Source organism: Mycolicibacterium septicum DSM 44393 (assembly GCF_000455325.1).
Taxonomy (GTDB): Bacteria; Actinomycetota; Actinomycetes; order Mycobacteriales; family Mycobacteriaceae; genus Mycobacterium; species Mycobacterium septicum.
Map to the genome: position 1 here is coordinate 3,487,756 of NZ_HG322951.1, position 23,148 is coordinate 3,510,903.

21 protein-coding genes are annotated in these 23,148 nt (G+C 66.4%); 11 read left to right on the plus strand and 10 right to left on the minus strand.

The window, feature by feature from the left end; all coding sequences use genetic code 11:
- Positions 1 to 25: 25 nt before the first annotated feature.
- Complete coding sequence (locus TX88_RS16525; RefSeq protein ID WP_044519480.1) at positions 26 to 1,687, minus strand: SLC13 family permease; 1,662 nt, start codon at positions 1,685 to 1,687, stop codon at positions 26 to 28.
- 90 nt (positions 1,688 to 1,777) lie between these two features.
- On the opposite strand from TX88_RS16525, the gene TX88_RS16530 reads away from it, so the two are divergent.
- The 8 genes from TX88_RS16530 to secG all read left to right on the plus strand — a co-directional run bounded on the left by TX88_RS16530 (position 1,778) and on the right by secG (position 9,643).
- Positions 1,778 to 2,422, plus strand: coding sequence for a TetR/AcrR family transcriptional regulator (locus TX88_RS16530; protein WP_044518233.1), 645 nt, complete (start codon positions 1,778 to 1,780; stop codon positions 2,420 to 2,422).
- 5 nt (positions 2,423 to 2,427) lie between these two features.
- Positions 2,428 to 3,345 carry a sterol desaturase family protein gene (locus TX88_RS16535; RefSeq protein WP_044518235.1) on the plus strand — a complete coding sequence of 306 codons (918 nt, stop codon included), beginning with the start codon at positions 2,428 to 2,430 and terminating at the stop codon, positions 3,343 to 3,345.
- Between the two features lie 129 nt (positions 3,346 to 3,474).
- Positions 3,475 to 5,250 carry an ABC transporter ATP-binding protein gene (locus tag TX88_RS16540; protein WP_044518238.1) on the plus strand — a complete coding sequence of 592 codons (1,776 nt, stop codon included), beginning with the start codon at positions 3,475 to 3,477 and terminating at the stop codon, positions 5,248 to 5,250.
- Positions 5,247 to 6,239, plus strand: a complete 993-nt coding sequence (locus TX88_RS16545) for a phospholipase D-like domain-containing protein (protein ID WP_044518240.1) — start codon at positions 5,247 to 5,249, stop codon at positions 6,237 to 6,239. Before TX88_RS16540 ends, TX88_RS16545 begins: the two co-directional genes overlap by 4 nt.
- 81 nt (positions 6,240 to 6,320) lie before the next feature.
- The gene (gap, locus tag TX88_RS16550) at positions 6,321 to 7,343 is read left to right on the plus strand and encodes a type I glyceraldehyde-3-phosphate dehydrogenase (protein WP_044518242.1); all 1,023 of its coding nucleotides are present in this window, start codon (positions 6,321 to 6,323) and stop codon (positions 7,341 to 7,343) included.
- Positions 7,344 to 7,348: 5 nt separating this feature from the next.
- Positions 7,349 to 8,575 carry a phosphoglycerate kinase gene (locus TX88_RS16555; RefSeq protein WP_044518245.1) on the plus strand — a complete coding sequence of 409 codons (1,227 nt, stop codon included), beginning with the start codon at positions 7,349 to 7,351 and terminating at the stop codon, positions 8,573 to 8,575.
- A gap of 3 nt (positions 8,576 to 8,578) precedes the next feature.
- The gene (tpiA, locus tag TX88_RS16560; protein WP_044518247.1) at positions 8,579 to 9,364 is read left to right on the plus strand and encodes a triose-phosphate isomerase; all 786 of its coding nucleotides are present in this window, start codon (positions 8,579 to 8,581) and stop codon (positions 9,362 to 9,364) included.
- Between the two features lie 45 nt (positions 9,365 to 9,409).
- Positions 9,410 to 9,643: a preprotein translocase subunit SecG gene (gene secG, locus TX88_RS16565; RefSeq protein WP_019348649.1), complete on the plus strand. Its 234-nt coding sequence runs from the start codon at positions 9,410 to 9,412 to the stop codon at positions 9,641 to 9,643.
- Positions 9,644 to 9,659: 16 nt separating this feature from the next.
- Here secG and TX88_RS16570 read toward each other — a convergent pair whose 3' ends face one another.
- Positions 9,660 to 10,283 carry a LysE family translocator gene (locus TX88_RS16570; protein WP_044519481.1) on the minus strand — a complete coding sequence of 208 codons (624 nt, stop codon included), beginning with the start codon at positions 10,281 to 10,283 and terminating at the stop codon, positions 9,660 to 9,662.
- A gap of 150 nt (positions 10,284 to 10,433) precedes the next feature.
- On the opposite strand from TX88_RS16570, the gene TX88_RS16575 reads away from it, so the two are divergent.
- Genes TX88_RS16575 through ppc form a run of 3 tightly spaced genes read left to right on the plus strand, consistent with a single transcriptional unit; the run spans position 10,434 to position 14,322 of the window.
- A complete protein-coding gene (locus tag TX88_RS16575; RefSeq protein ID WP_244438522.1) occupies positions 10,434 to 11,060 on the plus strand; it encodes an MspA family porin in 627 nt (208 codons plus the stop codon).
- A 5-nt stretch (positions 11,061 to 11,065) separates the two neighbouring features.
- Complete coding sequence (locus TX88_RS16580; RefSeq protein WP_049925008.1) at positions 11,066 to 11,452, plus strand: hypothetical protein; 387 nt, start codon at positions 11,066 to 11,068, stop codon at positions 11,450 to 11,452.
- Positions 11,453 to 11,508: 56 nt separating this feature from the next.
- Complete coding sequence (ppc, locus tag TX88_RS16585; RefSeq protein WP_044519484.1) at positions 11,509 to 14,322, plus strand: phosphoenolpyruvate carboxylase; 2,814 nt, start codon at positions 11,509 to 11,511, stop codon at positions 14,320 to 14,322.
- Here ppc and TX88_RS16590 read toward each other — a convergent pair.
- The 8 genes from TX88_RS16590 to tal form a co-directional block, all read right to left on the minus strand.
- Complete coding sequence (locus TX88_RS16590; RefSeq protein ID WP_044518251.1) at positions 14,319 to 15,443, minus strand: FAD-dependent monooxygenase; 1,125 nt, start codon at positions 15,441 to 15,443, stop codon at positions 14,319 to 14,321. The genes ppc and TX88_RS16590 overlap by 4 nt on opposite strands.
- Before the next feature lie 16 nt (positions 15,444 to 15,459).
- Positions 15,460 to 16,767 carry an ABC transporter substrate-binding protein gene (locus tag TX88_RS16595; RefSeq protein ID WP_044518253.1) on the minus strand — a complete coding sequence of 436 codons (1,308 nt, stop codon included), beginning with the start codon at positions 16,765 to 16,767 and terminating at the stop codon, positions 15,460 to 15,462.
- Positions 16,734 to 18,029: an MFS transporter gene (locus TX88_RS16600; protein WP_044518255.1), complete on the minus strand. Its 1,296-nt coding sequence runs from the start codon at positions 18,027 to 18,029 to the stop codon at positions 16,734 to 16,736. The genes TX88_RS16595 and TX88_RS16600 overlap by 34 nt, the downstream gene beginning before the upstream one ends.
- A gap of 215 nt (positions 18,030 to 18,244) precedes the next feature.
- The gene (locus TX88_RS16605; RefSeq protein WP_044518257.1) at positions 18,245 to 18,622 is read right to left on the minus strand and encodes a hypothetical protein; all 378 of its coding nucleotides are present in this window, start codon (positions 18,620 to 18,622) and stop codon (positions 18,245 to 18,247) included.
- 214 nt (positions 18,623 to 18,836) lie between these two features.
- On the minus strand, positions 18,837 to 19,544 hold the full coding sequence (gene pgl, locus TX88_RS16610; RefSeq protein WP_044518259.1) for a 6-phosphogluconolactonase: 708 nt from the start codon (positions 19,542 to 19,544) through the stop codon (positions 18,837 to 18,839).
- Positions 19,537 to 20,448, minus strand: coding sequence for a glucose-6-phosphate dehydrogenase assembly protein OpcA (gene opcA, locus TX88_RS16615; protein WP_044518261.1), 912 nt, complete (start codon positions 20,446 to 20,448; stop codon positions 19,537 to 19,539). The genes pgl and opcA overlap by 8 nt, the downstream gene beginning before the upstream one ends.
- A 28-nt stretch (positions 20,449 to 20,476) precedes the next feature.
- A complete protein-coding gene (gene zwf / locus TX88_RS16620; protein ID WP_044518263.1) occupies positions 20,477 to 22,027 on the minus strand; it encodes a glucose-6-phosphate dehydrogenase in 1,551 nt (516 codons plus the stop codon).
- Positions 22,024 to 23,139 (minus strand): transaldolase, encoded by a 1,116-nt coding sequence (gene tal, locus TX88_RS16625; RefSeq protein ID WP_044518265.1) that lies wholly within the window; start codon positions 23,137 to 23,139, stop codon positions 22,024 to 22,026. Before tal ends, zwf begins: the two co-directional genes overlap by 4 nt.
- Positions 23,140 to 23,148 lie beyond the last annotated feature (9 nt).

Consider the following 23,148-nt stretch of genomic DNA (forward strand, 5'->3'; position numbering starts at 1 on the left):
GCGAAATCGCAAGCGCTTCATGGCATCACGCGGTCAGTAGGGCCCAGCCGACGCCGAACGCACCGAGCACGGACACCGCGATCAGTGGGATGCCGAACGCCACAAAGGTTCTCGTTGTGTAGCCACCCGGGCGCATGACCATCAGGTTGGATTGGTGGCTGAACGGGTTGAGGAACGTGAATGAGATGCACGTGCCGACCAGGATCAGCAGCACTACCGGATCCAGTCCGGTGCCCGAGGCGATCGTCAGGACAACCGGGGTGAGGATCGCGGCGGCGGCGGCATTGGTGACGATATTGGTCAGCACCGTGGTGCCGACGACGATCACGAGGACGATGAGGGCGGTACTACCCCCGGACAGACTCAGGATCGCCTGGGAGATGTAGTCGCCGAGACCGCTGTTGACCACGATCGTGCCCAGCCCGATGGACCCGGCGATGATCGCGAGAATGTTCCAGTTGAGGGCGCGCACCGCGGATCGGGGCGTCAGTACACCGGTGAGCACCATCAGCACCGCACCGGCGACGGCGATGAGTTCGACGGGGGCCAGCCCGAGCGTCCCGGCGGTGATCACCGCGGCCAGGATCGTGAGGGCAACCCACGTCTTGCCGGTCTGCGGCGCCTTCCCGGTTGCCTGTTGCCAGAGCGCAACCAGCGGATGGTCGGCGAGAGCTTCGGCCGAGCCCGCGGTCACCAGGCACAGCGCACCCGGTTCGGCGTGTGCGTCACGCAACCGCTTGGCCGTTTGAGCGGCGACCACCTTGATGTCCTCGTTCTCCTCGAGGTCGCGCACGGTGGCCTGTTCGTTGTCGGCGACCGCGACGAGGTACAGCCGTTGCGGGGACGATCCGAATCGGGGGCTGCCCCAGAGTATTCGGACCCCGACCTCGGTGGTCCGGTAGACCAGCACGTCATCGACTTCCAGGATGGAATCGGCGCCGATCGGCTTGCCCCAGCGCAACACCTCCTGAAGGTCGAACTCGGAGGTGGAGTCGATGCCGAGCTCCGCCGCGGTCCGGCCGAGGGCGTTGGCCTTGGCCGAGATCGGAATCTCGGTCTGCCAAGTGAATTCCCGTTCGGCCATCTTGGGTTCGCCACTGAGCATGCGTGGCGCGGCGACCAGTAGCGCCGCCCAGCCGGCGAGGGCGACGGGAACGGCGACCGGGACGAACGAGAACATCGACAGTTCGACGCCCGACGGCGCGGCCAGCGCGGCGATGAGCAGATTGGAACTGGTCCCGATGAGTGTGGCCGACCCGGCCAGCGTGGTGGCGTGCGCGACCGGCAGCAGAACCCCGCGGGCCGGCACGCCCGACTGCTGCTGGAGTTCCTTCGCAGCGGGAATGAGCATCGCCACGATCGGGGTGGTGTTGATGAGGGCGGAGACGAAACCGACTGGTGGGATGAGGCGCCGCAGTGCCTGGCTGGAACTGGTCACGCCGGACAGGAGCCGGTAGGTCACCCGCGAGACGATCCCGGTGTGCAGAACGCCTTTCGCGATCACCAGCATCGCCGCGACGGTGATCACGCCCGCGTTGCTCAAGCCGGCGAAAAGCTCACTTGGCGTAGCGATTCCGAGTAGTCCGGCGGCAACGAGCGCGCAGATCAGGGCCAGTACCGCCGGGGCTCGGCCTGTCGTCATGGCCACGAGGGTGAGGACGACGATCACTGCTGCGACGACTGCCATACCGGCATTCTCGGGCACGGCGGGTTGGTGCGCCGGGTCGCGGGAATTCGGATAGTGACTATTACTCGAATAGTCATTACTATCTGAAATATGGTCGATGGCCGCAGCGACAAGGACGCGACGCCGGTGCGGCGCACCCGGGCCGAGAATCAGGCACGGACCCGCGCGGCGCTCCTGGATGCGGCCGCCCAGACCTGCGCCCGGAAGGGCTACGCCGCGGCATCGGTGGACGAGATCGCCGCGGCGGCGGGGTATTCGGTCGGCGCGGTCTATTCGAACTTCTCCGGTAAGGAGCAGTTGTTCTCCGAGCTGATGAACGAACGTGCCTCCGGCCGGATCGACCAGGTGGTACAGGCCCTCGCGGACAACGCCGAGCAGGGACCCTTGACGGCGCTGGGCCGGGTGCTCGTCGAGATCGCGGACAACGACATCGCGTTCGAGGCGATCCAGGCCGAATTCTGGTTGCATGCCGTCCGCAATCCCGATGCCATGCAGATCCTGCAGGACCGCTCGGCCCGCACGCTCGCCTCGCTGCGCGAGATCCTCGCCGATGCGCTGGAGCGCAACAACATCGACGACAGCGTCTCCGTGGAGGGGTTCGCGGTGGTGGTTCTCGCCCTGTTCCAGGGACTGATCCGGCAGCGGCGCATCGATCCCGAACGCGTGCCCGACGAGCTTTTCGGCCAGGCGCTGGCCTGGCAACTCGCCGGCATGCCGAAGAAGGGCAAGAGGTAGCCGCGATGGATCCGCTGCGGATCGGGCTCTACGCGATGCCCGCCTTCTTCGTCCTGATGGCGGTCGAATTCCTCGGCTACCGCTTCGACAGAAGCAGGGAGGACGCCCCCCGGCCCCGGGCCGGGATCTCGTGGCGGGACAGCGTCACGAACCTCTCGATCTACGCACTGGGCTTCGTGCTGCGGCCGCTGGACAAATTCATCGGGGTTCCGATGGTCGCCATCGCCGCATCCCTGACGCCGCTACACCTCTCGGCATCGCACTGGTGGGTCTGGGTGCTGGCCATCGTCCTGGCCGACCTGGCCTACTACCTGCAACACCGGATGTCGCACCGCATCCGGATGTTCTGGGCCGCGCACAACGTGCACCATTCGAGCCAGTACTTCAACCTGTCCACGGCCCTGCGGTTGTCCTGGCTGATCCCGGGATCGTTCCTGGCCACCATCGGTTATGTGGGGTTGGCCCTGATCGGCATCCCGGCCTGGTTGGTCTTCCTGTCGCAGGCGATCGTGCTGCTCTACCAATTCCCGATCCACACCGAGCGCATCGATCGGCTTCCCCGCGCGATCGAGTACGTGTTCAACACCCCGTCGCACCATCGCGTGCACCACGGAGCCAACAATCCCTACCTCGACAAGAACTACGCAGGCATCTTCATCCTGTGGGACCGGATGTTCGGCACCTTCGTCGCCGAGGGTGAACCCGTCCGCTACGGCCTGACCAAGAACATCGACACCCACAACCCGCTCAGGGTGAACTACCACGAGTTCGCCACCATGATCGGCGACGTCTGGCGGGCACGGACCTGGCGAGGCAGGCTCGGCTACCTGTTCGGTCCGCCTGGGTGGAGTGAAAACGCGGACCCTGCAACGACTGTCGAGCGTAGTGAGCAGAAGCCCTCGGTCCAGAGCGCGATGACCTAGGGGCGTCGGTCGCCGTCGTTGCCGACACCTGCCGGGTTGTCGTGCTTGAGTCACGCCGACGTCATTGCGGCGTTGTAGTGTGTGGCGACAAACTTCGACGTCAACCCCCCGATTGAGGCAGCGCTCGCGATGAGACTGATTCTTGAGCTGATTCGCCCTTACCGGTTGCTGGTCGCCGGAATCTTCGCGGTCCTACTGATACAGATCGCGACGGGCCTTGCCGCGCCCTGGCCGTTGAAGGTCGTGCTGGACAGCGTGGTCGGCCACCACCCGCTGCCGGGATGGCTACACGGTCTGCTGCAGCCACTGCTCGGCGGTGAAGGCAAGATGCACATCGCCGGCCTGGCCGCGATCATGGTGTTCGTCATCGCGGTGATCGCCGCCATCGCGTCGTACGTCGCCAACTACCTGACCGAAACGGTCGGTCAGCGCATCGGCAACGACCTGCGCACCCGCGCCTACCACCACCTTCAGCAGCTGTCGCTGAACTATTTCGACACCCATCGGGTCGGGCCGATCCTGAGCACGCTCACCGATGACGTCGACACCATCCAGGGGTTCGCGTCGGCCTCCACGCTGGGTATCGCGACCGACCTGCTGACCATCGTCGGCATGTTGGCCATGATGCTGTGGCTGCAATGGGATTTCACGCTCATCGCGCTGGCGGTGGCGCCGCTGCTGCTGTTGTTCGTTTCGCGGATTCGGAAGGCCGTCAAGGCGGCGACACACGAAGTGCGCAAGCGGGAATCCGACATCGTCGCGGTCGCAGAGGAAGGTCTGCAGTCGATCCGTGTGGTCAAGGCGTTCGACCGCGAGGAACTGCAGGAGCGCCAGCTGGCGATGGTCGGTCAGCAGGCCGTGGACGCCGCGCTCAACGCCAGGCGGGTGAAGTCGGTGGTGTCACCGATCGTCACCGTCGTGGTGGCCGCCTGCACCGCGGTGGTGTTGTGGCGGGGTTCGGCGCTCATCCTGGCCGGTGCGATGACGGCGGGCACGCTGACCGTGTTCATCTCCTACCTGGCGTCGTTCTTCAAGCCGGTGCAGGATCTGGCCAAGCTCACCAACACCATCGCGATGGCCTCGGTCGGAGTGGACCGCGTCAATGCCCTGCTGACGGCCGAGACGTCGGTCGAGGAGAAGCCCGAGGCGATCGAACCGGAGAAGATCAAGGGCGCGATCAGCTTCGAGCGGGTGGCCTTCAGTTACGACAGCGAAACTCCCGTGCTGCGCGATGTCACCTTCGAGGTGAAACCCGGACAGCTCGTGGGCGTCGTGGGGCACACGGGAAGCGGAAAATCCAGTCTGGTCAGCCTGATTCCCCGGTTCTACGACCCGAGCATGGGCACCGTCCGCATCGACGGCGTCGACCTGCGGGACTACAAACTTCACGAACTCCGCCGCCAGATCGCCTACGTCCTGCAGGACACCGTCCTGTTCCGGGGCACCATCCGCGACAACATCGCCTTCGGCCGGCCCGAGGCCGACCACGACGAGATCGTCGAGATGGCCAAGCTGGCCAACGCGCATGAGTTTATCTCCGAGATGCCGCAGGGCTATGACAGCCCGGTCGGGGAGCGGGGGCTCACCCTCTCCGGCGGTCAGCGTCAGCGCATCGGTATCGCCCGCGCCCTCATCCGGGACAGCCCGATTCTCATCCTCGACGAGCCGACCGCCGCCCTGGACGCCGAGTCCGAGCACCTGGTGATGTCAGCGCTCCAGCGCCTGATGAGCGGACGCACCGTCATCACGATCGCCCACCGCCTCAGCACCATTCGCGATGCGGACAAGATCGTCGTGCTCGAGGAGGGGCGAGTGGTCGAAGAGGGATCGCACACCGAACTGCTGACCGCAGGCGGCAGATATGCCGAGTTGCACCGCATCCAATACGAGGACGAGACAACGTGACGCGTTCGCTGATCATCCTGCCCGACGACTCGGCCAAGCCGGTGCTCGACGCGATCGCCGCGTCCACCCGGTCGGTGCGGATCAAGATGTTCGCCTTCAACCACCTGCCGCTGCTGGAGGCGGTGGTGGCCGCCCACCGGCGCGGCGTGGATGTCAAGGTCATGCTCAACCCCGAACGTCGCGACGGGGAAACCGACAACGACGTCGCGCGGGAGACGTTGCAGCGGTTCGGCATCGAGGTCCGGGCCAGCAACCCGGCCTTCGACCTGACGCACGAGAAGTCCATGGTGGTCGATGACGACCATGCGTTCGTCGAGTCGTTGAACTGGACCGAGGAGAACTTCACGGTGACGCGCGACTACGCCGTCGTCACCCCCAGCGCCTACGAAGTCGCCGAGATCGTCGACTGCTTCGAAGCCGACTGGGCTCGGGAGGAGTTCGACCCCGGCGGCGGGGCACACCTGATCTGGTGCCCGACCAACGGTCGGCATCGCATCGCCGAGTTCATCGACAGTGCCAAGCACACCCTGTTCGTCCAGAACGAGCGCTATCAGGATCCGGTGATCATCGAGCGCCTGGTCCGTGCGGCGCATCGCGGGGTGAAGGTGCACGTCATGGCCCGCGCGGCACACCACCTCAAGTCGGGCAAGCTTCTCGAAGGCGTCAGCGGGATGCGCATCCTCGACGACGTCGGCATCAAGATCCACCGGCTCAAGCACATGAAGCTGCACGCGAAAATGATTCTGGCCGACCACGAGCGGGCCATCGTCGGCTCGATCAACTTCTCCCCGGGAAGCTTCGACCATCGGCGCGAACTGGCCATCGAGGTGACCGATCACCACATCATCAAGCGCCTGAACGAGGTGGCGCATCACGACTGGAAACACTCCGAGCCGATGGACCTGTCGGACGAGGGGTTGATCGCCGATCTCGTCGGTCAGGACCCGCACGAACTCGACCAACTCGCCCTGCACGACCCCGATATCTGATGCACTGACCGGGCCGCACATACAGGACGCATCACTACTAGGCTGGCGGCGGGCAGTTACCGGCAACTGAGGGAGAATCACGTGACCATCCGGGTAGGCGTTAACGGCTTCGGCCGAATCGGGCGCAACTTCTACCGGGCCCTGGCGACGCAGCAGGCCGAGGGTCAGAACACTGACATCGAGATCGTGGCGGTCAACGACCTCACCGACAACGCCACCCTGGCTCACCTGCTGAAATTCGACTCGATTCTGGGCCGGCTGCCGCAGGATGTCAGCCTGGAGGGCGAAGACACCATCGTCATCGGCGACAAGAAGATCAAGGCGCTGGAGGTCAAGGAAGGTCCGGCGGCGCTGCCCTGGGGCGACCTGGGCGTCGACGTCGTCGTCGAGTCCACCGGTATCTTCACTGCCCGCGCCAAGGCTCAGGGGCACCTTGATGCCGGCGCCAAGAAGGTCATCATCTCCGCGCCGGCCAGCGATGAGGACATCACCATCGTGCTGGGCGTCAACGACGACAAGTACGACGGCAGCCAGAACATCATCTCCAACGCCTCGTGCACCACGAACTGCCTCGGCCCGCTGGCCAAGGTCCTCAACGACGAGTTCGGCATCGTCAAGGGCCTGATGACCACCATCCACGCCTACACCCAGGACCAGAACCTGCAGGACGGCCCGCACAAGGACCTGCGCCGCGCCCGCGCTGCCGCGCTGAACATCGTGCCGACCTCGACCGGTGCCGCAAAAGCAATTGGCCTCGTCTTACCTGAACTGAAAGGCAAGCTGGACGGCTACGCCCTGCGGGTGCCGATCCCCACGGGTTCGGTCACGGACCTGACCGCCGAGCTCAGGAAGTCGGCCGGCGCCGACGAGATCAACGCGGCCATGAAGGCCGCCGCCGAGGGGCCGATGAAGGGCATCCTCAAGTACTACGACGCACCGATCGTGTCCAGCGACATCGTCACTGACCCGCACAGCTCGATCTTCGACTCGGGCCTGACCAAGGTGATCGACAACCAGGCCAAGGTCGTCTCCTGGTACGACAACGAGTGGGGCTACTCCAACCGCCTCGCCGATCTGGTCGCGCTCGTCGGAAAGTCCCTCTAGTACCGATGACTGTCAAGACACTCGCCGACCTGCTGGCCGAGGGCGTGGAAGGTCGGGGCGTTCTCGTGCGCTCCGACCTGAACGTCCCCCTCGATGACGAGGGCAACATCACCGACCTGGGCCGCATCATCGCCTCGGTCCCGACCCTGTCCGCGCTGGCCGAAGCCGGCGCCAAGGTCGTCGTCACCGCACACCTGGGCCGCCCCAAGGGCACCCCGGACCCGAAGCTGTCGCTCGCCCCGGTCGCCGCGGCGCTGGGGGAGAAGCTGGGACGCCATGTCCAGCTGGCCGGCGACGTTGTCGGCACCGATGCGCTGGCCCGCGCCGAGGGACTCACCGACGGTGACGTCCTGCTGCTGGAGAACATCCGTTTCGACGCGCGGGAGACCAGCAAGGACGACGCCGAGCGGCTGGCGCTGGCCAAGGCGCTGGCCGCCCTGGTCGAGGGCGCCGACGGCTCGCCGGGTGCCTTCGTCTCCGACGGTTTCGGCGTGGTGCACCGCAAGCAGGCTTCGGTCTACGACGTCGCCACCCTGCTGCCGCATTACGCGGGCACGCTGGTGGCCACCGAGGTCAAGGTGCTCGAGCAGCTGACCAACTCGACCGAGCGGCCCTACGCCGTGGTGCTGGGCGGGTCCAAGGTCTCCGACAAACTCGCGGTGATCGAGAACCTGGCCACCAAGGCCGACAGCATCGTCATCGGCGGCGGCATGTGCTTCACCTTCCTTGCCGCCCAAGGGGTTTCGGTCGGAACCTCGCTGCTGCAGGAAGAGATGATCGACACCTGCAAGCGGCTGCTGGACACCTACGCCGACGTGATCCACCTTCCGGTGGACATCGTCGTGGCCGACAAGTTCGCCGCCGACGCCGAGCCGGAGACCGTGGCCTCCGATCGCATCCCCGAGGGCAAGATGGGCCTGGACATCGGTCCGGAGTCGGTCAAGCGCTTCACCGCACTGCTGTCCAACGCCAAGACCGTGTTCTGGAACGGCCCGATGGGCGTGTTCGAGTTCCCGGCCTTCGCGGCGGGCACCAAGGGTGTGGCCGAGGCGATCATCGGTGCCACCGAGAAGGGCGCGTTCAGCGTCGTCGGCGGCGGCGACTCGGCGGCCGCGGTGCGCCAGCTCGGCCTGCCCGAGGACGGCTTCTCGCACATCTCGACCGGCGGCGGCGCGTCGCTGGAATACCTTGAGGGCAAGACCCTGCCCGGCATCGAAGTACTGGAGTCGTAGAACATGGCCCGTAAGCCGCTCATCGCCGGCAACTGGAAGATGAACCTCAATCATTTCGAGGCCATCGCGCTGGTGCAGAAGATCGCATTCGCCTTGCCGGACAAGTACTTCGACAAGGTGGATGTCACCGTCATCCCGCCGTTCACCGATCTGCGCAGCGTTCAGACCCTGGTCGACGGAGACAAGCTGCGCCTGACCTACGGGGCGCAGGATCTGTCGCAACACGACTCGGGCGCCTACACCGGTGACATCAGCGGGGCGTTCCTGGCGAAGCTGGGCTGCAGCTTCGTGGTCGTCGGGCACTCCGAGCGGCGTACGTACCACCACGAGGACGACGCGTTGGTGGCCGCCAAGGCCGCCGCGGCGTTCAAGCACGGCATCACCCCGATCATCTGCATCGGCGAGCAGCTCGAGGTGCGGGAGGCCGGCAACCACGTCGAGTACAACGTGAACTCGCTGCGCGGTTCGCTGGCCGGCCTGAGCAAGGAGCAGATCGGCCAGGCGGTCATCGCCTACGAGCCCGTGTGGGCGATCGGCACCGGGCGGGTGGCCAGCGCGGCCGATGCGCAGGAGGTCTGCAAGGCCATCCGCGGTGAGTTGGGCAACCTGTCCTCGCCGCAGCTCGCGGCCGGTGTGCGGGTGCTCTACGGCGGGTCGGTGAACGCCAAGAACGTCGGCGAGATCGTGGCGCAGGGCGACGTGGACGGTGCACTGGTCGGCGGTGCTTCGCTGGACGGCGAGCAGTTCGCCACGCTGTCGGCCATCGCCGCGGGCGGACCGCTGCCGTAACCCCGGGGGCCTGGGCCGGACACCGCACCCGGTAGTCTTACAGCCATGGAATTGGCTCTGCAGATCACTCTGGTCGTGACCAGCGTGCTGGTCGTGCTCTTGGTGCTGCTGCATCGTGCCAAAGGTGGCGGTCTGTCCACCCTGTTCGGTGGCGGTGTCCAGTCCAGCCTGTCCGGCTCCACCGTGGTCGAGAAGAACCTCGACCGGCTGACGCTGTTCGTGACCGGCATCTGGCTGGTCTCGATCGTGGGCGTCGCGCTGCTGATCAAGTACAGCTAGCCGGCCCCGCCGCGGATCACGCCTCCGTCGCGAGCCGCACTCCGAATCCCACGAGTACCACCCCGGTGAGGGTGTCCAGCCGCCTGCGTATCCGTGGTGTCTGCATCCAGCTCGAGATGGTGCCGGAGGCCACCACCAGGCCGGCGCAGTAGAACGCGGTCAACACGATGAAGATCGCGCCCAGCGTCAGCGTGGCCCAGCCCACCGGGTAGCCGTGCGGTACGAATCCCGGCAGGAAGCTCAGGAAGAACACGCCGACCTTGGGGTTGAGGATGTCGGTGAGGAACCCGGCCGTGAAACCGTGCTGCATCATCCCGGCCCGCTCGGTACCCGGCGCCGCCATCTCGGCCGCGGTCTGCCGCAATGACCGCAGCGACTGCACACCCATCCACACCAGGTAGCAGGCGCCGGCGATCTTGAGCACCTCGTAGCCGATCTCGCTGGCCCGCAACAACGCGGCCAGCCCGATGGCTGCCGCCGCCACCCACACCACCAGGCCGCACAGCACGCCCAGTGACGTCAGTATCCCGCTGCGGGTGCCGCCGCGCACCAGGCTGCGCACCACCACCAGCGTGTCGGGTCCGGGCAAGAGCACCACGACCACGGCCGCCCCGATGAACGAGACGAGGCTGACCAGCACCGGCTCATGGTAGACGCCGGTGTGCAGGGGACACAGGTTGGCATAGCTCGGTGCCAGGTAGTGCTCAGCGGCCGCTGGCAAGATCGCTGCCGGTGCCAACGTAGCCACCGGCCAGGAGACCCGTGACCGATGAGGCGGTTCGTGTACAGAATTCTTCCGGCGGGTGCCGCGGCGGTGGCCCTGCTGTGCGTTGGACCGGGAGGCGTGGCCAGGGCCGACCCGCTGCCGGTGGCGGACGTGTCCCAAGCGGCCGATACCGACGACGGCTGGCACCTGAGTGCCGCCCTGAGCCGGATGACGATCAATTCGGTGCCCAACATGGCGGCGACAGCATTCACCCGGGAAGGATTCGTCACCGGCAAGGCCGAGGCGTCCATCGACGGTAACGGGTCGGACGCGGTGAACTCGGGAACTCTGGTGTTCGGCCTGCAACTGGGGTGTCAGATCGATCTCAGCGAGGGCGGCAGCATCGGCGGGGACGCCGACATCGGGATCAGTCCGGGCTTCAACGGCACGAACGTTCTCAACAACATCGGGCCGTACGCCGATCTCGAGGGCAACGTATCGGTCAACCTGCTGCCGGGCACCATCACCAACGTCGGTCTCGGGAAGAAGGCGCTCAAGGGGCGCACCGGCGAGATCGTCGTACACGACGCGCATGTGAAGGTCGACGCCTGTGGCGGTCCGGTGTCCATCCGGTTCTTCGCCACCGCGATGATCGACACCGACCGATCGGATGACAGCGTCAACGCCTATGGGGACATCCTGAACCTGTGAGCCACATGGCAATTCGTCGCGTCGCGGCCCTGCTGTTGTTGCCGGCCGCGCTGCTGCTCGCACCGGTGGCGTCCGCCGACTGTACGGGCGCGGGGGATTTCGGCGCCGGGGCCGGATGCGCCCCGCCGGGTGCGGGATCGTCGGGATCGTCCACCGAGAGCTGGCCGCCCACCAAGGTGGACTGGCCACCGCAACCGGATTCGGCGACCGGTGATGACGACAAACCCGACAAGACGGCGAGCGCGCCGATCGTGCTGCCTGCCGGGCAGGCGCCACCGCCCGCTGCGCCGGCCTCCGGATCGCCCCCGAAACCGATCGTTCCGGCTGGTGGCGGGTCAGATGGCGGCACCGCCGCGGCATCGAATGTGATCGTGACGCCGGGCGCCGGGTGATCACGTCCGGCAGGCTCGTCATGCGCGACCAATCCGCGCCGCCGATACTTGAACACATGGTGGAGAGCGGACACATCGACACAGCACTCGAACCCATCGGCGCGGTTCAGCGCACCCCGGTGGGCCGCGAGGCCACCGAGCCGATGCGCGAGGACATCCGGCTGCTCGGCGCGATCCTCGGCGACACCGTGCGCGAGCAGAACGGCGAGGAGGTCTTCGACCTGGTCGAGCGGGCGCGGGTGGAATCCTTCCGAGTCCGCCGTTCGGAAATCGACCGGGCCGAGCTGGCCGCGTTGTTCACCGGCATCGACGTCCACCAGGCCATCCCTGTCATCCGCGCTTTCACCCACTTCGCATTGCTGGCCAATGTCGCCGAGGACATCCACCGCGAGCGGCGCCGGGAGGTGCACGAGGCGGCCGGCGAGCCGCCGCAGGACAGCAGCCTGGCCGCGACGTATCTCAAGTTGGACGCGGCCGGTCTGGACGGCGCCGGCGTCGCCGACGCACTGTCCGGCGCCCTGGTGTCACCCGTCATCACCGCTCATCCCACCGAGACCCGGCGCCGCACCGTCTTCGACACCCAGCATCGGGTGACCGAGTTGATGCGGCTGCGCCTGCACGGGCAGACCCGCACCGCCGATGGCCGCGACATCGAGACCGAGCTGCGCCGCCACATCCTCACGCTGTGGCAGACCGCCCTCGTGCGGTTGTCCCGGCTGAAGATCTCCGACGAGATCGAAACCGGCCTGCGCTACTACCCGGCCGCGTTCTTCGAGGTCATTCCGCAGGTCAACGCCGAAGTTCGGACCGCGTTGCAGACCCGCTGGCCCGGGGCGAACCTGTTGGAGCAGCCGATCCTGCGGCCGGGCAGCTGGATCGGCGGGGACCGCGACGGGAACCCGAATGTCGACGCGGGCGTGGTGCGGCAGGCCACCGGGCGAGCCGCCAACGTCGCCTTCGCGCACTACTTCACCGAGATGACAGCGCTGGAAGAAGAGCTGTCCATGTCTGCGCGACTGGTCAAGGTCAGCGACGGGCTCACCGCGCTGGCCGGTGCCTGCAACGAGCCGGCGCGCGCCGACGAGCCCTACCGGCGGGCACTGCGGGTGATCCATGCCCGCCTCACGGCCACCGGGCACGAGATCCTCGACGAGCAACCCGAACACGAGCTCGATCTGGGGCTCGAACCCTATCGCGCGCCGGGGGAGTTCCTGGCCGATCTCGACACGGTGGACTCCTCGTTGCGGACCAACGGCAGCGCGGTGCTGGCCGACGATCGGCTGGCCCGGTTACGAGAAGCGGTGCGGGTCTTCGGGTTCCATCTGTGTGGCCTGGACATGAGGCAGAACTCCGAGGTGCACGAGCAGGTGGTCGCCGAGCTGCTGGCCTGGGCCGGCGTGCATCCCGACTACGCATCGCTGCCCGAATCGCAACGGGTGGAACTGCTCGCCCGCGAGATCTCGACGCGTCGTCCGCTGATCGGTGAGGGTGCCGAGCTGTCGGAGTTGGCGCGCAAGGAACTCGACATCGTCGGTGCCGGAGCGCGGGCGGTCAGCGTATTCGGCCCGCAGGCCGTCCCCAACTACATCATCTCCATGTGTCAGTCGGTGTCCGATCTGCTCGAAGCCGCGATCCTGCTGAAAGAGGCAGGCCTGCTCGATGTTTCGGGTGCGGGTCACGGAGATGAGGTGTACGCGCCGGTCGGGATCGTGCCGCTGTTCGAAACCATAGACGATTTGCAGCGGGGGTCCTCGATCCTGCAGGAGGCGCTCGCGCTGCCGGTCTACCGCAGCATCGTCTCCGCACGCGGGCAGCATCAGGAAGTGATGCTGGGATATTCGGACTCCAACAAGGACGGCGGATACCTGGCCGCGAACTGGGCGCTGTACCGCGCCGAACTGGACCTCGTCGAAGCCGCGCGCAAGACCGGAATTCGGTTGCGCCTGTTCCACGGTCGGGGCGGCACCGTGGGCCGCGGTGGCGGACCCAGCTACGACGCGATCCTGGCGCAGCCGCCCGGCGCGGTGAAGGGGTCGTTGCGGATCACCGAACAGGGCGAGGTGATCGCGGCGAAGTACGCCGAGCCGCGGATCGCGCACCGCAACTTGGAGACGCTGTTGGCCGCGACGCTGGAATCCACCCTGCTCGATGTCGAGGGGTTGGGCGACGAAGCCGAGCCGGCCTATCAGGTGCTGGATGAACTGGCCGCCCTGGCGCAGCGGTCCTACGCCGAATTGGTCCACGAGACACCGGGATTCGTCGAGTATTTCAAGGCGTCGACACCGGTCAGCGAGATCGGTGCGCTCAACATCGGCAGCCGCCCCAGCTCACGTAAACCGACCACGTCGATATCCGACCTGCGGGCCATCCCGTGGGTCCTGGCCTGGAGCCAGTCCCGGGTGATGCTGCCCGGCTGGTACGGCACCGGCACCGCGTTCGAACAGTGGATCGGCGACGACGAGTCCCGAGTGGCCGTGCTGCAGGACCTCTACGAGCGTTGGCCGTTCTTCCGCACCGTGCTGTCCAACATGGCGCAGGTGCTGTCCAAATCGGACATGGGCCTGGCGGCACGGTATTCCGAGCTGGTCGACGACGCCGAACTGCGGGCCCGGGTATTCGACAAGATCGTCGCCGAACACGATCGCACCATCGCCATGTACAAACTGATCACCGGCCAGGACGACCTGCTGGCGGACAACCCGGCGTTGGCCCGCTCGGTGTTCAACCGGTTCCCGTACCTCGAACCGCTCAACCACCTTCAGGTCGAGCTGCTGCGCAGGTACCGTGCGGGGGACACCGAGGAACTGGTGCAGCGCGGAATCCTGCTCACCATGAGCGGACTCGCGACCGCCCTGCGCAACAGTGGCTAGCTGACGAGGATTTCACTCAGCCGCAGCGACACCGTGGCCCGGCGATCGGCGTAACCCCGTGCGGCACGCTGGATCTCGGCCGTCTGCTCCGTTCTGATGCGTTGGTAACGCTGCAGCGCCTGGGTGAAGTCGCCGTCGCGCGCGGTCGAGATCTGGGTTGCGAGCTCCGTGGCGTCCTGGATGGCCTGGTTGGCGCCCTGGCCGCCGAACGGTGTCATCGGGTGGGCCGCGTCCCCGAGTAGCGCAACCCGTGCACTGGTCCACCGGTCGATCGGATCTCGGTCGTACACCGGATGCATGTAGACCGGGCTCGTCGCGGCGCGCAGCATCCGCCCGACCGCGGGATCGAACTCGTCGAACTGGCGGGCCAACGCCTTCAGATCGGCCTGCGCCGACCACAGGTGCCGCGGCGGTTCGTCCACCCCGAGGGTGGCGTCGACCGCGACCTGTCTACCGGCCCGCACGGGCATGGAGATGACGTGTTTGGCGTAGTCCGCTGAATGCCACGACCGGAGCCGGTCGTTGGAGGCCTCAAGACATTCGGCGGGGCTCACGGCCCGGAAGATCACCGAGCCGCAGTAGTGAATGTCGTCGTTGCTGAACATCTTCCGCACTCTCGACCGCAGGCCGTCGGCTGCGATCACCAAACCGGCCCGGTGTACCTCACCGTTGGTGAAGCTGAGCTCGACGTGATCGTTGCGCTCGGTGATGCCTGCGAGTTCATGGCGCAGCCGCACCTGCCCGGATCCCACGGTCGACACCAACAGGCTGTGCAGATCCGCGCGGTGCACGGTGCGTGGGGACACCTCGGCGTCGGCGTACCCGAACCGGCCGTGTTCGGATCCTGCTTCCGGGGTGGCGGCGTAGTCGGTGATCCTCTCCAGTCGCCCGTGTTGATCGAGGTTCTCGAAGTATCGGGTGGCCGAAGATATTTCGTTGAAGGCGTCGACAATGTTCCACTGGTCGAGCAGTCTCAGGGTCTGCGGTGAGATCCCGAGCGGGCCGCCGACCTCGCCGAGTTCGCGGGTCTTGTCGTACACGACGGGACGATGGCCGTGGTGCTGCAGGGCGACAGCGGCGGCCAGTCCGCCGAGGCCGGCACCGATGATGGCGATTTCCATGAAGTGCCTCTCAGGTTCAGGGGATTCGGGCCAGGGCTTCGGCGTCGAGGTAGACGCCGGACAACGCGCCGGGCCGATAGCTGGTGACGGTGCGGACATTGCAGAGCGGCAGCCACAGGCCGCTGTCGAGGATCCGCCGCTGGATGTCGTGCACCAGCGCGCCGCGAGCCTCGGGGTCCGCGCAGGAGAGCTGGGTGTCGAGCAGCACGTCGAGATCGTCGGGTTCGTTGCGGCGGTTCATGTTCCGCTGACCGACGGCGAACTGGTACCGCAACAGATCGGGGTCGCTGCCGGTGAAGTAGAAGAACCGGAAGTCGTAGTCGCCGGTCTGCTGGCGGGTTCGGAGTTCGGGGAAGTCGACGTCGGAGAGGACGAGCTCGATGCCGTGGTGCTGCCACTGTGCCGCGACGGCGGTGAGGATCGCGGCGTCGACGGGGGAGAAGGTGCTGTTGAACACCACCTCGAACGAAAGCCGTCGAACGTCTGCGGCAGTGAGTAGCCGGTGAGCGGTCGCCGGATCGTGGCCGAGGTCGGCCGAGCAGTCCCGGTAGCCGTCGGTCGTCGGCGTGAGCACCGACGACGCGACACCGTACCCGTCGACATCCAGAATCGGCCGCAACGCTTGACGATCGATCAGCAGAGACAGCGCACGCCGGATTCTGGGATCGGTCAGCGGGCCGCGGGATGCGTTGGGGCACAACCCGTAACTGATGCCAGGGTTGTGGAGTTCGGCGACGACGTATCCGTCGATCGGCCCGGCGTACACATCTCCGGTGCCGGCCTGGCGGAACGCCACCCGGCGTGTCCCGTCGGCGACGCCTTCCTCGTTCTGCACCCACCGGCCGGTGCCCAGTCCCGATGGGCTCCTGATCGCGAGGTTCACGCCGGCCAGTGACCGGAGGAATGCCGCGTTGTGTCGCACGAAGTGAAACGTCACCTTGTCCGCCCCGGCCTCGATACCGCCGAGTCCGGTGAGCATCGTGACCGCGGCGGGCAGCGGTGAAACCTGTTCGAGGGCAATGAGGCCGGAGAAGCTCTGCACAACCGCCGCGGGCGTGAGCGGCGTGCCATCGGAGAAGCGCCTGTCGGGCCGGATGATCAGGTCCAGGGTGAGCGGGTCGCGGTAGTGCCATGCGGTGGCCAGCCACGGCAGCAGGTTCCCGGTGTCCGGGTCGATGTCGAGCAGGCTCTCGTAGATCATCCGACAGTACGTTTTCGAGATGCTGTTGTACGCCAGGCGCGGATCGTCGGTGAGCTGATGCGTCGGCCAGCCGAAGGTGAGGTCGCGCATCATCGCACCCGCACCGATTGTGTTGCCCGCCATGCTGAACCGGCGGCCAGCGTCGCGATCAATCCGGTCACCGTCACCACCACGGCCGCCCCGCCGAACAGTTCGGTGCCCAGGCCGTCGATCATCGTCGCTCCCGTTGCCACCCCGATCGCGGCGCCCAGCGCCCGAAGGTAGTGGTACAGGCTGGAATCGAACGAAATGTGCGTCGAATTGGTCAGCACGTTGCCGGCCAACGAACTCCACAAAAATCCCATCGCAGCGCCCATCAGCACCGCACTGACCAGTAGCTGCTGCGCGGGCAGGCTCAGGCCGGCCATGATCAGGAATGCCGAGCCGGCACACACCAGCCGGGTGCTCTTCGCATTGTCTCCGGGCCTGCCGAACCTCAGCATGGGGATCGGCCCGGCGAAGAACGCCGTCGGCAACAGGAACAGCGCCGAGCCATAGGAATTCACCCCTCGCACCTGTTGCAGGACGTACACCACCGACAGCGTGAACACGTTCGTCGCGATGCCGGCCACGAAGACCACCAGCAGGCTTCTCGACAGGACGCGCGGCTGTGACCGGCCGCGCAGGACGATCACGGCAATCCCGAGCAGGATCGCGACCGCGAGCAGGGCCACCTTGCTGTGCAGCGCACTTGACCAGCCGATCGCCAAGAACATCGCGAGCTGCACCACGGCGAGACCCACGACCGGGATCGCCTCCCGGTCAGCCGTGGTGCGTTCGTCGGTGGTTGCCGGCGTCCCTGGTGCCAGGGCCAACAGCACCATCGCCACGGCCGTGGTCACCACGGTCTCGTACGGGAACGAGCGCCAGCCCCACAGATCGTTGAGCAGTGCGGTGATCAACGGCGAGCACAGTGCGGATGCCGACACCACCAGGCCCCACGCGCCGAGGACGGTCGAGTGATGGTCCGGATAGAACTGCGCGCGGATGATCCGGAAGATCTGGGGTGCGAGCACGGCCGAGGCGATGCCCTGCAGGAACCGCAATGCGATGAGGACCCAGAACTCGGGACTGAGGCCTGCGGCGACACCGAGCACGGCCAGCGCTGCCGAACCGGCGAAGAATACGGGAGCGGGCCGGTAGCGGTGTGACAGCAGGCCCGCGGGCAGCAACGCCAGACAGAATCCGGCCAGGAATGCCACACCGATGTAGGCGGCCTGCGAGAACGGGATGCCGAAGTGGCCGGCGATCGCTGAGTTCAACAGCACAGCCGACGACGAGTTGGAGTAGAGGGTGTATTCGGTCAGGTAGAGCGACGCCGCAACGGCGTATAGGGACGGCTTCATGACGCCTCGAAGCTGATAGCAGGATCAAATGGGCAGCGAGAGCTAACCCGCGATCCTCTTCAGCGGTGCCAGGCGGGCCCGGTTCCAGATCGACGCCAGCAAACTAGGTGCGAACGCTGCGGCAGCGTGCACGGGACGTGCTTCTGCGCGATCGAATCCGGCACCCATGACGACCACTGTAACCGAGGGCGCCGAGTGGACCGGCTCTGCCGGTTCTAGAGAAAGGATCGATCGCGGATTGCCTTGACGATGCCGCGCACGGCGGTTTCGGTGGCTGCCAGCGGCGACATCACCGCTTCGCCGATCCCGACGATGACTTCGACGCGGTCCACGATCGACTCCAGGCGCTCGACCACGCCGATGAGGCGCGGCGCGAGCTCGTCGATTCGGGTGATGGTGTCGTTGAACCGGTCCAGGGTGGCATCCAGGCCGCCGGTCGACTTGTTGAGGTCGACCAGAGTGGTGCTGAGATCGGTGAGCAGGGTGTCGACCTGCTCCACGGTCATGTCGGCGTTGAGCGCGGCCTGCGTCAATGTCCGAATTCTCTGCCTCCCGGAATTCGGGCGGGTGCGGCCGTCCCCTTTGTCTGCCATGCCGACAGTATGGCCGGAAAGGAACCAAACATGGACGAACTGCGTCTGAATGGCTGTGCGGCAATTCTGCGAACACCGAGCCCGGTCGGCCGCTGCGGCCGACCCGGTCACACGCAACCATCAAGTGGCCGACTACCTGGCCGGCTATGCCGAGGCTTTGGCGGACACGACGAGCGAGCGGCACGGCGGTGCCGCGGATGACTAGACGGTCGGCTCAGAGCTTGCCGGCGGCGGCCTCGTCGAGCAGCCAGATGGTCTTCTCCTGACCGATGGCGCCGGCAGCGGGAACGTCGACCGGATCCGCACCACCGACCGCGGCGGCGACCGCTTCGGCCTTGGCCTCGCCGGACACCACCAGCCAGACCTCGCGGGACCGTTGAATCGCGGGCAGGGTCAGGCTGATTCGGCGCGGCGGCGGCTTGGGGGAGTCGGTCACCGCGACCACCAGCCGGGTGGTCTCCCGCACCGCCGGGGTGTCCGGGAACAACGAGTTGATGTGCCCTTCGCCGCCCATGCCCAGCAGGTGCACGTCGAACTGTGCCGGCAGCTCCTGTTCGTATGCGGCGGCGGCGTCGTCGATGGCGTCGCCGAACAAGCCGTCGCTGGTGGCCATCCGGTGCACATTCGCCGGCGGAATGTTGATGCTCTCCAGCAGCGCGTCGTGCGCCTGCTGGTCGTTACGCTCGGCGTCGCCCTGGGGCACGTAGCGGTCGTCACCCCAGAACAGCTGCACGTTCGCCCATTCGATCTCGGCGCCGGCAACATGGCGCAGCAACGCGATCCCGACCGTGCCGCCGGTCAGCACGATGTTCGCCGCGCCGCGGGTGGCGATCGCCGATGTGATCGCACCGACCAGCCTCGCACCCGCCGCCTTCGCCAATTCGCCTGCGTCGGCGTAGGTCTCGATGATGCGTTCAGACATAACTCACCTTGTCGATGCCCGTGAGGGCGTCGTAGTAGATTTCGTCGGCGTCGAGGCGGCGTAGATCCTCGGCCAGGCACTCCTTGGCCTCGCGGCGGGCCAGCGGCACCAACGCATCCGGCTTGCCGGTACGGCTCAGCACGGCGGTGACGCCGGTCTGCGGACGTGCCAGGGTCACGGTTTCACTGGGTCTGGTCAGCTCGACCTTCAATTCACCCGTCGTCCGGGTCACGGGCCCGTCGATCCGGTTGGCCAACCAGCCGGCCAGGATGTCAAGTGCCGGTTCGTCCTTGAGCCCGGACACCAGCGCGGAGGTGATGGGTTCGTGCGGCGGCTGGTCGATCGCCGCGGCCAGCAGCGCGCGCCAATAGGTGACGCGGCTCCAGGCCAGATCGGTGTCACCGGCCGTATAGCCGTTGAGCCTGCTCTTGATGCAGGCCAGCGGATCGGTGCCGTTGGTGGCGTCGGTGATCCGGCGAATCGCCAACTTGCCCAACGGATCCTTTGCGGGAACAGCAGGCGCGAGGTCGGGCCACCAGGTCACCACCGGGGTGTCGGGCAGCAGGAACGGCGTCACGACACTGCTGGCGTGGTTGGCCAGCGGGCCGGACAACCGCAGCACCACCACCTCGTTGGCGCCGGCGTCGCGGCCCACCCGCAGCTGGGCATCCAGCCGGGCCTCGGTGGTCAGTCGGTCCCCGGGAATGACCACGATCACGCGACACGGATGCTCACGGCTGGCCCAGTTGGCCGCCTCGATCGACTCCTCGAGCACCGATTCGGTGTCGGGAGCGATGACCAGCGTCAGTACCCGACCGAGGGTGATCGCACCGCCCTCCTCGCGCAGAGCCACGATCTTCTTGTTGATCGCCCCGGTATTGGTCTCGGGCAGATCGACGATCATATTGTTCGGTTCCTCGCGCTAGCGCTCGTCACGGTCGCCTCCATTCGCGGCCCGACCGGCGCAACATCTCGAACGCCGAATCGGGGCCCCACGTTCCGGACTCGTACGAATCGGGCTTGCCATGCGTAGCCCAGTACTCCAGTGCGGGATCCAGGATCTTCCAGCACAATTCGACCTCGGCATTGACCGGGAACAACGATGGCTCACCCAGCAGCACATCGAGGATCAGGCGTTCGTATGCCTCCGGTGACTCCTCGGCGAAGGCCGAGCCGTAGGAGAAGTCCATGCTGACATCGCGGACTTCCATGATGTGCCCGGGAACCTTGGACCCGAACCGCAGGGTGATTCCTTCGTCGGGTTGTACCCGTATCACCAGTGCGTTCTGGCCGAGCTCGTCGGTCATCGTGGCATCGAAGGGCAGGTGCGGCGCGCGCTTGAACAACAGCGCGATCTCGGTGACTCTGCGGCCCAAGCGTTTTCCGGTGCGCAGATAGAACGGCACACCGGCCCAGCGCCGGGTGTCCACATCCAGGGTGATGGCTGCGAACGTCTCGGTGGTCGATGTCTTCGAGAAGCCTTCCTCGTCCAGCAGCCCGACGACCTTCTCGCCGCCCTGCCAGCCCGCGGCGTACTGCCCGCGGGAACTGGTCTCGTCCAGCGGCTCGGCGAGCCGGGTCGCCGAAAGGACCTTGATCTTCTCGGCTTGCAGCTCGGCGGGGGAGAAACTCACCGGCTCCTCCATCGCCGTCAGCGCCAGCAGCTGCAGCAGGTGGTTCTGGATGACGTCCCGGGCGGCACCGACACCGTCGTAGTAGCCGCCACGCCCACCGAGGCCGATGTCCTCGGCCATCGTGATCTGCACACTGTCGACATAGTGCGAGTTCAACACCGGCTCGAACATCTCGTTGGCGAAGCGCAGTGCCAGGAGGTTCTGAACGGTCTCCTTGCCCAGGTAGTGGTCGATGCGGAACACCGACGACTCCGGGAACACGCTGTTGACCACAGCGTTGAGTTCCTCGGCGCTCTTGAGGTCGTGACCGAACGGCTTCTCGATGACCACCCGGCTCCAGCTGCCCTCCGGCTTGTCGGCGAGCCCGGATTTCGACAGTTGCTCGCAGACCTGGGGGAACGCCTTCGGCGGAATCGACAGGTAGAAGGCGTGATTGCCGCTGGTGCCGCGTTCGACATCGAGTTTGTGCAGGGTGTCCTTGAGCCGTTCGAACGATGCGTCATCGTCGAAAGTGCCCTGTACGAACCGGAACCCCTCGGCCAGGCGATCCCAGACCTCCTGGCGGAACGGCGTGCGGGCGTGCTGTTTGACCGCGTCGAAGACGATCTTGCCGAAATCCTCGTCCGCCCAATCGCGGCGAGCGAAGCCCACCAGCGCGAAGCTGGGTGGCAGCAAGCCGCGATTGGCCAGGTCGTAGATGGCCGGCATCAGCTTCTTGCGGGCCAGGTCACCCGTGACACCGAAGATCACCACCGCACAGGGCCCCGCGATGCGGGGCATGCGCTTGTCGCGCTTGTCCCGCAACGGGTTACGCCACGCGGTGTCGGACCCGCCGCTGGCCGGGCTCATTTCTTAGCGGCGTCGAGTTGGCCCTGTGTTGCGTCGAGCAGTTCCTGCCACGACTTCTCGAACTTGTCCACACCCTCGTCCTCGAGCACCTTGAACACATCGACCAGGTCGATGCCGATGGCGCTGAGGTTGTCGAAGACTTCCTGCGATTCCGCCGCAGTCCCGGTGATGGTGTCACCGGTGATCTTGCCGTGGTCGGCGACCGCTTCCAGGGTCTTCTCCGGCAAGGTGTTCACCGTGTGCGGTGCGACCAGCTCGGTGACGTAGAGCGTGTCCGAGTAGTCCGGGTTCTTGACGCCGGTGGACGCCCACAGCACGCGCTGCACGCGGGCGCCGTCACCCTTGAGCGCAGCGAAGCGCTCGCCGCCGAAGACTTCCTCGTAGGCCGCGTAGGCCAGGCGCGAGTTGGCCACACCGGCCTTGCCGCGCAGCCCCAACGCGTCTTCGGAACCGATCTTCTCGAGCCGGTTGTCGATCTCGGTGTCCACGCGGGACACGAAGAACGAAGCGACAGAGTGGATCTTGGACAGATCGTGGCCGGCCTCCTTGGCCTTCTCCAGACCGGCCAGGTAGGCGTCCATCACCGCACGATGCCGCTCCACCGAGAAGATCAGCGTGACGTTGACCGAGATGCCCTCGGCGATCACCGCGGTGATCGCAGGCAGCCCGGCAAGCGTCGCGGGAATCTTGATCAGCAGGTTCGGCCGGTCGACGATCTTCCACAGCTCGATCGCCTGCAGGATCGTCTTGTCGGTGTCGTGGGCCAGTCGCGGGTCGACCTCGATCGACACCCGGCCGTCGACACCCTCGGAGGCCTCGTACTGCTTGGCCAGGACGTCGCAGGCGTTACGGACGTCGTCGGTGGTGACGGTGCGGATGGTGGCGTCGACGTCGGCGCCCCGCTCGGCGAGTTCCTTGACCTGAGCGTCGTAGGCGGTGCCCTTCGACAGCGCAGCCTGGAAGATCGACGGGTTGGTGGTCACCCCCACGACGCTGCGGGTATTGATGAGCTCCGTCAGATTTCCTGATTGCAACCGCTCGCGCGACAGATCGTCGAGCCAGACGGACACACCCGCGGCACTCAGGGCCGCGAGATTCGGGTTCTGAGTCATATTCGCCTT